The sequence below is a fragment of the Borreliella chilensis genome, from assembly GCA_000808095.1.
GTDB classification, from domain to species: Bacteria; Spirochaetota; Spirochaetia; order Borreliales; family Borreliaceae; genus Borreliella; species Borreliella chilensis.
In genome coordinates this window covers 805145-819883 of the sequence record CP009910.1, presented here as the reverse complement: position 1 = coordinate 819883, position 14739 = coordinate 805145, and the positions used below count along the sequence as shown (strand labels likewise).

At 28.6% G+C, this 14739-nt stretch carries 20 protein-coding genes; 11 read left to right on the top strand and 9 right to left on the bottom strand.

Annotated elements, in window-relative coordinates; translation table 11 throughout:
- Positions 1 to 32: 32 nt before the first annotated feature.
- The 9 genes from OY14_03930 to OY14_03890 form a co-directional block, all read right to left on the bottom strand.
- Complete coding sequence (locus OY14_03930; protein AJA90560.1) at positions 33 to 383, bottom strand: ribosome-associated protein IOJAP; 351 nt, start codon at positions 381 to 383, stop codon at positions 33 to 35.
- On the bottom strand, positions 358 to 1542 hold the full coding sequence (locus OY14_03925; GenBank protein AJA90559.1) for a hypothetical protein: 1185 nt from the start codon (positions 1540 to 1542) through the stop codon (positions 358 to 360). The genes OY14_03930 and OY14_03925 overlap by 26 nt, the downstream gene beginning before the upstream one ends.
- A complete protein-coding gene (gene nadD / locus OY14_03920) occupies positions 1539 to 2120 on the bottom strand; it encodes a nicotinic acid mononucleotide adenylyltransferase (GenBank protein AJA90558.1) in 582 nt (193 codons plus the stop codon). The genes OY14_03925 and nadD overlap by 4 nt, the downstream gene beginning before the upstream one ends.
- Positions 2121 to 2203: 83 nt before the next feature.
- Positions 2204 to 3190, bottom strand: a complete 987-nt coding sequence (locus OY14_03915) for a GTPase CgtA (protein ID AJA90557.1) — start codon at positions 3188 to 3190, stop codon at positions 2204 to 2206.
- A gap of 25 nt (positions 3191 to 3215) precedes the next feature.
- Positions 3216 to 3461, bottom strand: a complete 246-nt coding sequence (locus OY14_03910; protein AJA90556.1) for a 50S ribosomal protein L27 — start codon at positions 3459 to 3461, stop codon at positions 3216 to 3218.
- On the bottom strand, positions 3461 to 3781 hold the full coding sequence (locus tag OY14_03905; GenBank protein AJA90555.1) for a hypothetical protein: 321 nt from the start codon (positions 3779 to 3781) through the stop codon (positions 3461 to 3463). The genes OY14_03910 and OY14_03905 overlap by 1 nt, the downstream gene beginning before the upstream one ends.
- 5 nt (positions 3782 to 3786) lie before the next feature.
- Positions 3787 to 4098 carry a 50S ribosomal protein L21 gene (locus OY14_03900; GenBank protein ID AJA90554.1) on the bottom strand — a complete coding sequence of 104 codons (312 nt, stop codon included), beginning with the start codon at positions 4096 to 4098 and terminating at the stop codon, positions 3787 to 3789.
- Between the two features lie 57 nt (positions 4099 to 4155).
- The gene (locus tag OY14_03895) at positions 4156 to 4686 is read right to left on the bottom strand and encodes an adenine phosphoribosyltransferase (protein AJA90553.1); all 531 of its coding nucleotides are present in this window, start codon (positions 4684 to 4686) and stop codon (positions 4156 to 4158) included.
- A 59-nt stretch (positions 4687 to 4745) separates the two neighbouring features.
- A complete protein-coding gene (locus tag OY14_03890) occupies positions 4746 to 5306 on the bottom strand; it encodes a hypothetical protein (protein ID AJA90552.1) in 561 nt (186 codons plus the stop codon).
- Positions 5307 to 5540: 234 nt separating this feature from the next.
- Between OY14_03890 and OY14_03885 the strand changes: the two genes are divergently transcribed.
- From OY14_03885 to OY14_03835, 11 genes are all read left to right on the top strand, one after another.
- Positions 5541 to 6389 carry a flagellar basal body rod protein FlgC gene (locus OY14_03885; protein ID AJA90551.1) on the top strand — a complete coding sequence of 283 codons (849 nt, stop codon included), beginning with the start codon at positions 5541 to 5543 and terminating at the stop codon, positions 6387 to 6389.
- A gap of 12 nt (positions 6390 to 6401) precedes the next feature.
- Positions 6402 to 7199: a flagellar basal body rod protein FlgG gene (gene flgG, locus OY14_03880; protein ID AJA90550.1), complete on the top strand. Its 798-nt coding sequence runs from the start codon at positions 6402 to 6404 to the stop codon at positions 7197 to 7199.
- A 199-nt stretch (positions 7200 to 7398) separates the two neighbouring features.
- Positions 7399 to 7833 (top strand): hypothetical protein, encoded by a 435-nt coding sequence (locus OY14_03875; GenBank protein ID AJA90549.1) that lies wholly within the window; start codon positions 7399 to 7401, stop codon positions 7831 to 7833.
- A 169-nt stretch (positions 7834 to 8002) separates the two neighbouring features.
- Positions 8003 to 8995 (top strand): flagellar basal body P-ring biosynthesis protein FlgA, encoded by a 993-nt coding sequence (gene flgI, locus OY14_03870; GenBank protein AJA90548.1) that lies wholly within the window; start codon positions 8003 to 8005, stop codon positions 8993 to 8995.
- Positions 8985 to 9311 carry a muramidase gene (locus tag OY14_03865; GenBank protein ID AJA90547.1) on the top strand — a complete coding sequence of 109 codons (327 nt, stop codon included), beginning with the start codon at positions 8985 to 8987 and terminating at the stop codon, positions 9309 to 9311. Before flgI ends, OY14_03865 begins: the two co-directional genes overlap by 11 nt.
- Before the next feature lie 144 nt (positions 9312 to 9455).
- The gene (locus tag OY14_03860) at positions 9456 to 10262 is read left to right on the top strand and encodes an RNA polymerase sigma factor (protein AJA90546.1); all 807 of its coding nucleotides are present in this window, start codon (positions 9456 to 9458) and stop codon (positions 10260 to 10262) included.
- A gap of 44 nt (positions 10263 to 10306) precedes the next feature.
- Complete coding sequence (locus OY14_03855) at positions 10307 to 11188, top strand: sugar deacetylase (GenBank protein ID AJA90545.1); 882 nt, start codon at positions 10307 to 10309, stop codon at positions 11186 to 11188.
- Positions 11185 to 12204, top strand: coding sequence for a protein kinase (locus OY14_03850; GenBank protein AJA90544.1), 1020 nt, complete (start codon positions 11185 to 11187; stop codon positions 12202 to 12204). Before OY14_03855 ends, OY14_03850 begins: the two co-directional genes overlap by 4 nt.
- Positions 12201 to 12995 carry a pyridoxal kinase gene (locus OY14_03845; protein AJA90543.1) on the top strand — a complete coding sequence of 265 codons (795 nt, stop codon included), beginning with the start codon at positions 12201 to 12203 and terminating at the stop codon, positions 12993 to 12995. The genes OY14_03850 and OY14_03845 overlap by 4 nt, the downstream gene beginning before the upstream one ends.
- A 162-nt stretch (positions 12996 to 13157) precedes the next feature.
- Positions 13158 to 14243 (top strand): UDP-diphospho-muramoylpentapeptide beta-N-acetylglucosaminyltransferase, encoded by a 1086-nt coding sequence (locus tag OY14_03840; GenBank protein AJA90542.1) that lies wholly within the window; start codon positions 13158 to 13160, stop codon positions 14241 to 14243.
- A gap of 2 nt (positions 14244 to 14245) precedes the next feature.
- Entirely contained in the window at positions 14246 to 14734 is a 489-nt protein-coding gene (locus tag OY14_03835) for a colicin V synthesis protein (protein ID AJA90541.1), read from the top strand.
- The last annotated feature ends 5 nt before the right edge of the window (positions 14735 to 14739 follow it).

Here is a 14739-nt window from a genome sequence, read left to right as displayed (position 1 = left end):
TGATATTTTTAGTTTTTTTAATTAAACAATAATTAAGGATAAATAATAATTCCTTTGGACCATATTTTTTCAAGTTCATAATATTCTCTAGATTTTTCACTCATTAAATGAATCACCAAATTTCCACCTGAAACAACAGTCCAATCATAAACCAACCCTTTTCCTTGAACACTAAGATTAATTTTTTTTTCTTTGAAAAATTTGACTATCTTATCAGTATATAAAGCCTCCATCTGCTTAAATGATGAAAAAGCAGCTATTATAAAAAAATCAGTCCAATTACAAATATCACCAACATTAATACCTAAAACATTAATTCCATTAAAATCACTTATTATTTTGCATAAAGCACTAATATCACTTACTTTTAACATATCTCCCATCAAAATCATCTCCTAAAACAATTATTACATCGGGACTAATATCAAGATTGTCAAGTTCTGACAATCTTTTACTTTGAACTTCAGAAATTGGCTTAATATTTGCGGTTTTAATTGCCTCTCCAACTCTAACAGCCATTTCTAAATTGTCTGAATTATTTATAACTAAAGTATTTTTATAAGAATTATTATCTGCATTACCAAATTTTAAAACTTTAAATTTTAAAGAATTAAAAATATTTGCTGTTTTTTTTGCAAGCCCAGCAACTTTAGTTCCATTTAAAACAATAATCTTTACTATCTCTTCTGAGCCTTCATTGACCAACTCTTTATTCAATTTATCCACCGATTCTTTTAAAATAGCCCCTCCATAATAAGGAAAAACTACCTTGATCAAATTATTATCATTATCTTTAAAAATCTCTTCTTGTCCTTTAATATTAATAGAAATAATTTTATCATTATTTATTTTATAATTTTTAATAATATACTTAAAAACAACTTCTGAAAGGTTAGTATCCAACATGGAATACATTTTAAAAAAAATGTCATTTTCAATACCAAGGTCTGAAATTTGAAATAAAAGTTTTTTAAAGAACTCTTTAAAAAACTCGCCTCTCTCTTCAAACTGATTAACATCGTTAAAATATCTTAAATAATCATAAGCTTTATCACCATCAAAATTGGAGGTGCCAGAGGGTATTAAAATAGAATTTTCAAAATTATAAACTTTTACTGGATTTTTAACAAGAAGTTTAATTCCCCCTAAATAATCAATAAGTTTAACAAAATTTTCTTTTTGAAAGCGAATATAATAATCTGATTCATGCGATAATTGAGTATAAATTTTAGATAAAAACTTATGAAAAGAATTTTTTTTATAAAGATCTTTAAACCAAGATATATTACCCTTTAAATCTTCATATCCAGTATGAATTGGAATATCCAAAAACCCAATATTTCCTGTTTTTATATTAATAAAAATTTCTTGCATGCTTACAAGACTTTTATTAAGATCTTCTACTAAAAACAAAAAACTAATATTGCTTTTTGTATTAAGCTCAAAATAAACCAGCTCTTTTTTAGAGCTTTTAATAAAAAAAATTATTACACTTGTTATTATTAAAACAATTAAAATTAAAAAAATTAAATCTTTTCTCAAATATTTACCTTTTTAACATATAAATTATTATCTTTAATGTATTTTAACACACTAAAAGGCATTAAATAACTAACGGGCAATCCATTTGCAATTCTATTTCTAATCTCTGATGAAGAAATCGGAATTATTTTATTATCCACATAAATATGCTTAAAAGAACTTTTTAGCCTCTCTTTGTAGATTCTGTGAGCAACAACAATATCAACAGAACTTGCAATTCTTTGGGGCTCTTTCCATAAGCCAAAATTTTGAAAAAGATCATCGCCAATAACCAAAAAAAGCTTATCGCTTTTATATTTTTTTTTCACACAAGAGATAGTATCAACAGTATAAGTGATGCCACCATTTATTATATCGCAATCATCTATGAACATTTTATTTTCATTCTCTAATGCCAGATTGAGCATATCTATTCTATTTTTAACACTAACACCTTCCTCAATAAATTTATGAGCTGGATTACAAGTGGGAACAAATATTACCCTATCGACATTTAATAAACACTCCAACTCTTTAGCCAAAAAAATGTGTCCAATATGAACTGGATTATAAGTGCCACCTAATATTGCAATTCTCATGAATTATTTTTCCTAAAATCAAATAAATTTGGAATCTAAAAACCAAATTTCAAATAAAAAGATCACAATAAATATAAATTTTATTAAAAGGTTTTAGCCAAAATAAAAAACTCTCTAATAAGCTCATCAATCCCCCTATTCTCATAAATAGAAATACCGACAATCTTTTCTTTCCTCAAAGCTTTTATTAAGCAGTTAAAATTTTCCCCAGACTTATCTAAATCAAGCTTATTAGCAATAATAATTTTTTTTTTATTAAAAAGCTTATGGCTGTAAGATTTCAATTCATTTAAGAGAATGTTATATGATTCCAAAAAATTTGCCTCAGAAATATCGATTACTAAAGCTAAAATTTTAGTTTTAGAGATGTGTTTTAAAAATTTGGTCCCAAGACCTACCCCAAAACTAGCACCTTTAATTATCCCTGGAATATCTGCAACGATTAGATCATCATAAGAGTATCTAAGTATACCAAGATGGGGAATCTTTGTTGTAAAAGGATAACTTGCAACCTTAGATTTCGCAGAAGTTATTCTATTAATAAGAGAAGATTTACCAGCATTAGGAAGACCAACAAGCCCAATATCTGCCATTAAAAAAAGATCAAGACGTATATTCAAGCTTTTGCCCAACTCTCCAGGTTGAGCAAACCTTGGAGTTCTTCTAACTGAAGTTTTAAAATTCCAATTACCAAGACCACCCCTGCCACCTTTTAAAATAACAAACTCGTCACTTGAATTTTTAAGTCTACACAAAAAAGTTCCATCATTCTTATCATAAATATCTGTATTTGGAGGAACAAAAAGAATCAAATCTTTACCATTAGCTCCACTTCTCTTAGCACCCATTCCCGGCTTACCATTTTCAGCACAAAGCGTATGACCATTTTTATAAAAAGATAACGTGCGAAGATTTTCTCTTACTTTGAAAATTACACTTCCACCACTTCCGCCATTCCCACCATTTGGACCACCCCTCGCATTAAACTTTTCTCGCAAAAAAGAAATACACCCAGGACCGCCATTACCTGAAACCACTGTTATACTTACAGAGTCCTTAAAGTTATACAAATTCGCTCCAATGCTTCAATTGAAACTAAACAATATTTACATATTTTCGTCCTTTCAAGGTTTTAAACTCTACCTTACCAGATGAAAGCGCAAATATTGTATAATCTCTTCCAAGACCTACATTTTTACCCTTATGGAATTTTGTACCTCTTTGTCTGACAATTATTTCCCCAGCTTTAACAAGCTGACCACCACTTCTTTTAACTCCAAGACGCTTAGATACAGAATCTCGTCCATTTTTCGAACTACCGCCACTTTTACTTGTTGCCATTAATTTTCCTCCAAAACTAATTTAATATCATTAGGATACTCAAAGCATAAATCATTTATACCCCTAATTAAAAATTTACTATAATAAAAAAGACTTTTTTTACTCAAATCCTTAAAAAAAGACCTAAATTCCAAATGGCCTTTTTTTGAATTTTTTACAACAAAAGTCTCGCCCTCAAGATCAAGAACACTGAAAAAGGTTCTCAAAATAAAAGAGAAAGAAGAGCAGACAACATTAACATTACTTTTGCTCATAGCATGACCATTCGCTAAAAGATAAATAATTACATTATCTTGCAATTTAACTAAAACATTAATCAATAAACTTAAAAAACTATTTCGTCAACTAAAACATAAGAATAAGTTTGCCTGTGTCCAACTTTTCTCTCACTTGACTTTCTTCTTCTATATCTGTAAGAAACAACCTTTTTATCTTTCTTATCTTCTTTATAGGTGCATCTAACAAGAGAATTCAAAACATAAGGCTTTCCTATTTTAATCTCCCCATTTTTATTAACAAGCATCACACTATTAAATTCCAACTTTTCATTTTCAATAGAAGAAATTTTATCTATTTTTAAAAATTCGCCTTCAATAGCCTTATACTGCTTACCATTTATTTCTACTAATGCATACATTACATTACCTCAACTAAACATTGTAAATTTAATAAAAAAGAAAAGTCAAGCGTTAAATTAATCATACCTTACAAGAGAATTAACCTCATAGTTTTTAAGAGCATGCCTCCCATTAATCCCACAAAGCTCAATAAAGCAAAAAATATCTTTAACCCTGCCTCCAGCCCTCTCTAGCAAAATTGCAGACGACTTCAAAGTTCCACCGGTAGCTAATATATCATCTATTAAAAGAATGTTGGAATATATTCCAACATCATCTTTGTGCACCTCTATTCTTCCAAATCCATATTCAAGCTCATACTTTTCGCTAAAAACCTCTCTGGGCAATTTACCTTCTTTTCGAATCAAAACAAGAGGAAGTTGCATTTTTAAAGATAAGGGCGCACCTATCAAATATCCTCTAGATTCAACAACCGCAATACAATCAATCTTTTTAAAATTATAAAAAGTATATACCTCATTTATTAATGAGGTATATACTTCAGGCTTTAATAAAACACTAGTGATATCATAAAAAAGAATACCCTTTTTAGGGAAATTAGGCACTTTAGCAATAAATTGATCGTAATACTCTGTTTTATTTTTCATAATTTACTTATCCCAATATATATATATTATTTCCAAAATAGCAAGACCAAAAGACGCCTTTATTTTTTTACAGGAGGCATTGGCACAAGATTGTTTAAGTCTACTTTTGGCATTTCATCAACCTTAGCTCTTGTCCAAACTTTACTTCTGCCAAAAATCCAAACTTTCCCTCTGGTGACAAGATTTCCAGTTTTACTATCAATACTCATTTCAGAATTATAAATTTTACCATTTTTAGGATCTATTATTTTGCCTCTATTCCACTTTTTAGAATCAGAAGAATACTTAAGGCCCCACATAAAATCAAGGCCCTCTATTCCAAGCTCTTCAAACCCAACAACAGTATCTCCTGAAGGATTTTGAGTATCATATTTTTTGCCATCTTTTATTACAGTTAAAATTCGACCATAAACTTCATCATTATATTTATAAACATAAATAATAGAATTTTTTATGTTACTCACATCATCATAACCAACCCAATATCCTAAAACTTCATCTTCAGAATTCAGATTTTCAGCCTTATCAGCAATTTCCTTTCTATTTAAATCTTCTGAATTTGAAAACAAAAACACTGAAAAACAAAAAAAAAGAAATAACTTTGGAAAAACTCTATCCATCAATTCTCCTTAAAATTAATAAATTCTAATTGGTTTTTAACTTACTCTTTTAAAAAAAGCAAGTTAAAAAATAGACACAAATACAATTATACAACTTATTTTATAATTTTAATTATTAAGATGAAAGACCGGACAAAAAACATAAAAATAAATGAAAACAATAAACCAATTAATTGTTATATAAGACAATTAATGCTAATATTAATAGAGTTAATTGTCTTTAAGGATTTAACCGTGGTAAGAGGAATTTATACAGCTGCCAGCGGAATGATGGCAGAAAGGCGTAAGCTTGACGTAGTGTCGAACAATTTGGCAAACATAGATCTTGTTGGATATAAAAAAGATTTATCTATTCAAAAAGCATTTCCAGAAATGTTAATAAGAAGGCTAAATGATGATGGGCTTTATAAATTTCCTAAAGGCCATCTTGAAACAGCTCCTATTGTAGGCAAACTAGGCACAGGAGTTGAGGAAAATGAAATATATACACTATTTAAACAAGGGCCATTAAAAACTACTGGCAACCCATTAGACTTAGCGCTCACTGATCAAGGATTTTTTGTAATAAAAACTCCAGATGGAGAAAGATATACAAGAAACGGCTCTTTTACTATTGGAAAAGAGGGAATACTTGTTACAAAAAGCGGATTCCCCGTTCTTGGAGAAAAGGGATATATATATCTTAAAAAAAATAATTTTAAAATAACATCCCAAGGACAAATATTCCACAATTCAAACTTTGAATCAAACCCAAAAAGACTTGTTAGTGAGTATGAAAATTCTTGGGAAAACTACGAACTGCTTGATACTATCAGAGTTGTAAATTTTGAAAAACCCAGATTTCTTAAAAAACAGGGAAATTCTTTATGGGTTGATACAAAAACATCCGGAAAAGCACAAGAAATTGATTTATCATTAAGGCCTAAAATAGAAACAGAAACGCTTGAGGCTTCGAATGTCAATGCTATTAAAGAAATGGTTTTAATGATTGAAATAAACAGAGCTTACGAAGCTAATCAAAAAACAATACAAACTGAAGACAGTCTCTTGGGAAAATTAATAAATGAAATTGGAAAATATTAAGGAGCATATCTTATGATGAGAGCATTATGGACAGCAGCAAGCGGAATGACTGCACAACAATACAATGTAGACACAATTGCCAATAATCTTTCAAATGTAAATACTACAGGATTTAAAAAAATACGAGCAGAATTTGAGGATTTGATTTACCAAACCCAAAATAGAGCAGGAACTCCCGCAACCGAAGACACTTTAAGGCCACTTGGAAATCAAATCGGTCATGGAACAAAAATCGCCGCTACTCACAGAATATTTGAACAAGGGAAAATGCAATCTACCAATTTACTCACTGATATTGCTATTGAAGGAGACGGATTTTATAAGATTCTTCTACCTGATGGTACTTATGCATATACTAGAGACGGATCATTTAAAATCGATTCTAACCAAGAGCTTGTAACAAGCCAAGGCTACAAATTGTTGCCCAATATACTCTTCCCAGAAGAATATATACAAAATTCAATTACAATATCTGAACAAGGAATAGTGTCTGTAAAAATTGATAGCAGCAACGAACCAATAGAGCTTGGACAAATTGAAATATCAAGATTCGTCAATCCTGCAGGACTAAGTGCTATTGGAAGCAATTTATTTAAAGAAACAGCCGGATCAGGCGAAGAAATCGTGGGAATACCAGGAAGCAAAGGTATGGGAAGACTACGACAAGGTATTCTTGAAATGTCAAACGTATCTATTGCTGAAGAAATGGTAACAATGATAGTAGCTCAAAGAGCTTATGAGATAAACTCAAAGGCTATTCAAACTTCTGACAATATGCTGGGAATCGCAAATAATTTAAAAAGGCAATAAAATAAAAAAAAGATTATTTATTTTTATTTTATTTTTTACAACAAGCTCAATTTTAAGCGGTGAGCATGATTTATGCTTTAATATTAAACCTAGTAAAGCATATTTCTTTTCAAAAAGATATTCTAAGATATGTAACAATCACAGTTTAACAAAAATATATATCCCTCCACATTTAAAGAAAAAATCAATAATTTTTGAAATGATTTATTACATCACACAAAATTTATCAAATGAGAATATTTATATACTTCAATTCAATTTTGATGAATCTGAAATAAACATAGAAGATAAATTTTTTAAAAAAATAAAATTTAAAGTAAAAAGCAGCAAATCATATAAAAACATACCAATTCAAAAAACTTTGGTTTATTATGCAAAAACCTTTGAAAGTTACAAAAGACATAATTACATTAATATGTACATTGATATAATCGAACCGATTGTATTTGCAAAAGAAAATCTAAAAAAAAACGAAATCCTTAATGAATACAACATCTACTTTAAATACAAAGTAAATACAAATAGAATAAATGATGTTCTAAGTCTAAATGAATTAAACAATAGTAAATATAAAGTTATACGCAACACAATCAAAAATGAAGAGATAAGACTAAATAAAGTGCAAAAAGAATAATAATTTACTTTAGCTTTCTCAATCTGAAAATTATTAATTTTAATCAACCTTAATACAGACAATATTCAACAAATCAAGAATTAATTACTAATTTGCCAAAAAAGTTTCATTAATTAAAATAATTGATATAAAATAATAGATATTAAGGGATAAAATAAATAGGAAAAGAATGAACAGACTAATGTTAACGTTAATTGCAATAAATCTACTAGCCCAAACAAACCAAACTTCAACAATTTTAGAAAGAAAGCAACTGTTTAACGACAAACTGTCTGAAATCGTAAAATTAAAAGAAATTGCAGATATTTGCCCCACAAGCACAAACTCCTTAACAGGCATTGGAATAGTAGCAGGTCTTGCTGGAAAAGGAGACTCTCTAAAGCAAAAAGACTTTATAAATAAAATTTTAGAAGAAAATAATATAATAGGTGAAACACACTTTAATACAATGGAAAGTAAAAACATTGCACTGGTAAATGTCAGCCTTCAAGTAAAAGGTAATGCGGTCAAAGGCTCAAAACATAAAGCTTCCATTGCCTCAATATTAGACTCTAAAGATTTAACAAATGGAATGCTTTTACATACAAATCTTAAAAATAAAGAGGGAGAAATAATAGCAATTGCATCAGGAATTATACAAGGCAATAACAAATTAAAAGGATCTGGATACATTCTAGATAGTGTAATAATAAATGAAAATCAAAATATCAACTACAATTATAATATAATTCTTAAAAAAGGAAATTATACGTTAATAAATAAAATTAATAAAATGTTGACCTTTAGGAAAATCAACAACACAATTAAATCAAATAACACAATAGAAATAGAAGCAAAAGATATAAACTTATTAGAAGAGATTGAGAATATTGAAGTAGAAACTACTCCCAAGATATTAATAGACAAAAAAAATAGCATTATCCTAGCAAGTGAAAATGCAGAAATAGGAGCATTTACATTCTCTATTGAAAAAGACAATCAAGATATTACAAATAGTAATAACAAAATAACAATTCAAATAAACTCAATGAAATTAAACGAATTTATATTGAAAAATTCCAATAATCTTAGCCATAAAGAATTAATTAAAATAATTCAAGCTGCACAAAAAATCAATAAATTAAACGGGGAACTTATCTTGGAGGAAGTTGATGGAAGCTAAAATTAATTTGCAAAATCTAAAATTTAAAAATCAGAGAAATAAGGTAAATAATTTCAAAAATCCTACCGAAATAAAAAAGTCTTCTCAAAAAAATTACGAACTTAGAAAAGCTTCTTTAGAGTTTGAAGCCATCTTTATCAAGCAAATGCTTGAAAGTATGAAAAAAACCCTTAACAAAGATCAAAATTTGCTAAACGGAGGCCAAGTAGAAGAAATTTTTGAAGACATGCTTTACGAACAAAGAGCAAAACAAATAGCACAATCCCAAAGCTTTGGAATTGCTAACTCAATTTACAACCAATTACAAAAAAAATAACTAATCCTAAAAACAAAACCTAAATTGTATCCATTTTAATCAAAAAAATAGTTTAAAACTAAATTGGCACAATTTTTGCATTAAATTTAAATAGCGAAGCTAAAATAATCACAATATTCACGAAAGGGGAGAAAATATACTATTATGAATATATTTAGTAACGAGGATTTAAACATATATTTAAAATCGGTAAGAGAACACAAGCTAATTACTCATGAAGAAGAGATTGAACTTGCTGGACAAATACAAAGAGGCAGCGCAAAAGCAAAAAACAAAATGATAAATGCAAATTTACGACTTGTTTTAAAAATAATAAAAAGATACGCTGGCAAGGGACTAAAAATTGAAGACTTAATCCAAGAAGGCAACCTGGGATTAATAAGAGCTGCTGAAAAATATGACCCTAACAAAAATACTAAATTTTCAACTTATGCCTCATTCTGGATCAAACAATCTCTACAAAGAGCATTAAATACTAAAACTAGGTTGGTAAAAGTCCCTTACAGAAAAGAAAATTTAATACTACAAATAAATAAATATTTAACAGAAGAAGAAAAATCTCCAAAAAAAGAAGAAATAATGAAGAGATTCAACCTATCTCCTGCACAATATATAAAAATTATTCCTTATCTTGAAAAAGAATATTCTCTGGATAAAGAAATAGAAGGAGCTGAAAATTCAACGCTCTTAAATCTATATGAGGATAATTCCTTCAACCCTGAAATTACCCTTGAGCAAGACTCAACTCTTAAACACTTAAATTACATACTTGAAACAAAATTAAATGAAAAGGAAAGATATATAATCAAAAAAAGATACAACCTAGACAATAACCCCAAAAAAAGCACCTTAAAAGATATTTCAACAGAACTTGGGATATCATCAGAAACTGTAAGACAAATTGAAAAAAGGGTGCTTAAAAAACTAAAAGAAGAGCTAAATCAACATTGACATTCATGGCATGTTCTGATCTACTTGTAAGTCAGTGGTCATAAATGTTTATATTTTATGTTAAAAAAAACAAGCTTGTTATTGTGATTTTTACTGTAATTTCTATTCTTATTGCGACAACTCAAGTATTCGCAAGTTTTTTATATTTTAAAAACAATTCAAAAGTTGCAAATGCATCACTTAAAGATGGGCTTCAAAAAATACAAAAAAGTAATTTAATAAGAACAAATAACAAAGAAAATAAAACCGCCAAAATCAAACCTAAATTTTATTTAATCATTGATGACGTTGGTTATGATGAATTTATGTTAGAACAATTTATAAAAATCAATCTTAAAATAAATTATGCTATTATTCCATTTTTACCAAAATCAACAAACTTATACAAAACACTAAAAGATCATCATAAAATAGTAATAATACATTTCCCAATGCAATCAAAACATAGAAATTCAATAGAAAAATTTCATATAAGCATAAAAGATAACAAAGAAGAAATACACAAAAAAATAGAAAAAACATTTAAAAATTATCCTGATACAAAAATAATGAATAACCACATGGGTAGTTTAATCACTTCAAATAAAGATTTAATGAAAATTATTTTGATAAAGCTTAAAGAGATTAATAGATATTTTTTCGACAGCGTAACTATTGCCGGGAACATACCCGAAACAATAGGCAAAGAAATTGGAGTTAAAGTAGAAAAAAGAGATGTGTTTCTTGATAACAAAGACACAGAAGAATCTGTAATCAAGGAGCTTGAAAAAGCAAAAAATATTGCAAGAACACATGGAGTAGTAAAAGTAATCGGACATATTTGGTCTAAAAACACACTAAAAGTCCTAAAAAAAGAAGCGTCAAATTTGAACCAAGAATTCGAATTTGACAATTTATTAAATCTTTATGAGGAAACAATTCAATGAAAGTGCTTGGAATAGAAACCTCTTGTGATGACTGCTGCGTAGCTGTTGTAGAAGACGGCATTCGTATTTTAAGCAATATAAAATTAAGCCAAAAAGAACACAAAAAATATTACGGCATAGTACCCGAGATTGCATCAAGACTTCATGCTGAATCTATTATGCATGTCTGTATAAATGCACTCAAAAAAGCAAATACTAAAATATCTGAAATTGACTTAATAGCTGTCACATCTAAACCTGGGCTTATTGGGTCTTTAATAGTTGGATTAAATTTTGCCAAAGGTCTAGCAATTGCATTAAAAAAACCTATTATTTGCATTGACCACATTCTAGGCCATCTTTACGCCCCTTTAATGCACTCAAAAATAGAATATCCATTTATATCATTATTATTAAGCGGTGGACATACATTGATTGCCAAACAAAAAAATTTCGATGATGTTGAAATACTTGGAAGAACTTTAGATGATTCTTGTGGAGAAGCCTTTGATAAAGTGGCAAAACATTACAATATGGGATTCCCCGGGGGCCCAAACATTGAACAAATATCTAAAAATGGGGACGAAAACACATTTAAATTTCCAGTTACCACCTTTAGAAAAAAGGAAAATTGGTATGACTTTTCATATTCAGGGCTAAAAACAGCCTGCATACACCAACTTGAAAAATTTAAAAACAAAAATAATCCAACAACAAAAAATAACATAGCCGCAAGCTTCCAAAAAGCCGCCTTTGAAAATCTAATAACCCCCATCAAAAGAGCAATAAAAGATACTCAAATAAACAAATTGGTAATAGCTGGTGGGGTTGCAAGCAATCTATACTTAAGAGAAAAAATAGATAAGCTTAAAATACAAACTTACTATCCTCCCATTGACCTTTGCACAGATAATGGGGCAATGATTGCGGGACTTGGATTTAATATGTATTTAAAATATGGAGAAAGTCCAATTGAAATTGATGCAAATTCAAGAATAGAAAATTATAAAAACCACAATAAGGAGAAAAAATATTGAAAAGAGTTTTAGCAATGCATGACATTTCAAGCATGGGAAGAACATCTCTTACAATGTGCATACCAGTAATATCTTCGTTTAATATGCAAGTGTGTCCTTTTGTAACAGCGGTCCTTTCTGCAACCACAGCTTATAAAAAATTTGAAATAGTAGATCTAACTAATCACTTAGAAAAATTTATTAAGATATGGAAAGAGCAAGATGAACACTTTGATATACTCTACACTGGATTTCTGGGTAGTGAAGCACAACAAATAACAATAGAAAAAATAATTAAGTTAATAAAATTTGAAAAAATCGTAATTGATCCTGTATTTGCTGACAATGGGAAAATTTATCCCTTGTTTGATGATAAAATAATTAGTGGGTTTAGAAAAATTATAAAATACGCAACAATAATAACACCCAATATTACAGAACTTGAAATGCTAAGTAAAAGCTCACAACTTAAAAACAAAGATGAAATCATAAAAGCAATATCAAATCTTGATACAAAAGGATTAGTAGTTGTTACAAGCATAAAAAAAGGAGATCTCTTGGGAAACATTTGCTACAACCCTAATAACAACGAATACTCAGAATTTTTTCTAGAAAAATTAGAACAAGATTTCAGTGGAACAGGAGATCTATTTACTAGCCTACTCATAGGATACTTAGAAAAATTTGAAATAGAACAGGCTTTAGAAAAAACAACAAAAGCTATTCACCTAATAATACAAAATTCAATTAAAGAAAATGCTTTAAAAAAAGAAGGGGTTCAAATTGAAAATTTCTTAAAAAATACATTTTAAATTTCAATTTTATTAAATTTAGTTTAAGTTTAAGGGTTTGATCTATTTCTTTAGTACAAAGACAACCGGGCAATGATTGCATTGCAATTATTATTAAACTAAAATATACAAAGAATCTATTACAAAGCAAATACTTTTATTGTCTTTATGAGCAAAAAACATATGTCAAATAAAAAAATAATATTTTTTACAGGAGGGGGAACTGGGGGTCATATATTTCCAGGAATATCCATAATACAAAAATTAAAAGAATTCGACAATGAAATTGAATTTTTTTGGATAGGCAAAAAAAACTCTATAGAAGAAAAATTAATAAAAGAACAACATCACATTAAATTTATTCCGGTTCCATGTGGAAAACTTAGACGCTATTTTTCTTTTCAAAACTTCACTGACTTTTTCAAAGTAATCCTTGGAATAATAAAAAGCTTTTACATTTTAAAAAAATATAAACCCAAGATCATCTATGCAACTGGAGGATTTGTCTCAACCCCCACAATTATTGCATCTAGTTTGCTAAAAATCAAAAGAATAACCCATGAAATGGACCTGGATCCTGGACTTGCAACAAAAATTAACTCTAAGTTCGCAAACAAAATACACATAAGCTTTAAAGAGAGTAAAAAATACTTTAAAAAAAACAAAAACATCGTTTTTACAGGATCTCCAATAAGAAAAGAATTTCTAACTCCAAATCCTAAAATTATCAAGCAATTAACTCAAAATACAAATAAACCAATCGTTAGTATACTCGGAGGATCTCTTGGCGCTAATGCTTTAAACAGCCTTGCATTTAATATTAAAAAGGACTTTGGAATTTACCTCATCCATCAATCAGGAAAAAACTTAAATAACCTAAGAGAAGATAACTATTTAAGAAGACAATTTTTTAATGCAGCAGAAATGTCAAGTATAGTTAAATTTTCCAATATAATAATAAGTAGAGCCGGCGCTGGAGCAATAAAAGAATTTGCAAATGCTTGCGCATGTGTAATTTTGATTCCATTTAAAAAAGGCTCTAGAGGAGATCAAATTAAAAATGCGAAATTACTAAAAAATAACAATGCTTGCATTTATATAGATGAAGATGAAATTTTAAATACAAATATCTTGCAAATTATCAAAGAAACTTTAAAAGATAAAGAAAAAATCAACTCTCTAAAAACAAATATCGAAAAATTCAATAATAAACATTCCTCAACTTTAATAGCCCAATTACTAATAAAAGATATTAAGGAGACAAAATAAAAATGATATTAAACGATCCTATAAAAATAAACGGAATAGTAGACATACTAATATTAATAATTTTTATATCTTTAGGATTTAGAGGCTTTTTAAGAGGATTTATTAAAGAAATTGGTGGATTTGCTGAGGTTTTTGTTTTAATATTGCTGCTTTACAAAAAAACTGAAGAATTTAGAAAATTGGTCGAACCTATTATTGAACTATCCTATATTCAGGCACTACTTGTATTTTTTTTGCTCATACATATAGGATTTTTAATCCTACAATCCTTAATAGAATCAATATTAAATCAGCTTAAATTATTATTCTTCAATAGAATGCTAGGCTTAGCACTTGGCCTGCTTGAAGCTTTTGGAATAATTGCAATTGTAGTTTACATTATACACTCACAACAAATATTCAATCCTGAATATTTCCTCAAAGAAAGCAAACTCCTTGATTATTTAAACCCCGGAATAAACTATCTCTTTAAAATCTCAAAAACAAAATAAGGAAC

What these genes read in the sequence shown, in the direction of transcription:
- OY14_03930 (AJA90560.1), bottom strand. Translation starts at nt 383, where the DNA reads ATGGGAGATATGTTAAAAGTAAGTGATATTAGTGCTTTATGCAAAATA.
- flgI (AJA90548.1), top strand. Translation starts at nt 8,003, where the DNA reads ATGAACAGACTAATGTTAACGTTAATTGCAATAAATCTACTAGCCCAA.
- OY14_03860 (AJA90546.1), top strand. Translation starts at nt 9,456, where the DNA reads ATGAATATATTTAGTAACGAGGATTTAAACATATATTTAAAATCGGTA.
- OY14_03835 (AJA90541.1), top strand. Translation starts at nt 14,246, where the DNA reads ATGATATTAAACGATCCTATAAAAATAAACGGAATAGTAGACATACTA.
- OY14_03910 (AJA90556.1), bottom strand. Translation starts at nt 3,461, where the DNA reads ATGGCAACAAGTAAAAGTGGCGGTAGTTCGAAAAATGGACGAGATTCT.
- OY14_03840 (AJA90542.1), top strand. Translation starts at nt 13,158, where the DNA reads ATGTCAAATAAAAAAATAATATTTTTTACAGGAGGGGGAACTGGGGGT.
- OY14_03900 (AJA90554.1), bottom strand. Translation starts at nt 4,098, where the DNA reads ATGTATGCATTAGTAGAAATAAATGGTAAGCAGTATAAGGCTATTGAA.
- OY14_03895 (AJA90553.1), bottom strand. Translation starts at nt 4,686, where the DNA reads ATGAAAAATAAAACAGAGTATTACGATCAATTTATTGCTAAAGTGCCT.
- OY14_03875 (AJA90549.1), top strand. Translation starts at nt 7,399, where the DNA reads ATGATTTATTACATCACACAAAATTTATCAAATGAGAATATTTATATA.
- OY14_03865 (AJA90547.1), top strand. Translation starts at nt 8,985, where the DNA reads ATGGAAGCTAAAATTAATTTGCAAAATCTAAAATTTAAAAATCAGAGA.
- OY14_03855 (AJA90545.1), top strand. Translation starts at nt 10,307, where the DNA reads ATGTTTATATTTTATGTTAAAAAAAACAAGCTTGTTATTGTGATTTTT.
- OY14_03890 (AJA90552.1), bottom strand. Translation starts at nt 5,306, where the DNA reads ATGGATAGAGTTTTTCCAAAGTTATTTCTTTTTTTTTGTTTTTCAGTG.
- OY14_03850 (AJA90544.1), top strand. Translation starts at nt 11,185, where the DNA reads ATGAAAGTGCTTGGAATAGAAACCTCTTGTGATGACTGCTGCGTAGCT.
- flgG (AJA90550.1), top strand. Translation starts at nt 6,402, where the DNA reads ATGATGAGAGCATTATGGACAGCAGCAAGCGGAATGACTGCACAACAA.
- nadD (AJA90558.1), bottom strand. Translation starts at nt 2,120, where the DNA reads ATGAGAATTGCAATATTAGGTGGCACTTATAATCCAGTTCATATTGGA.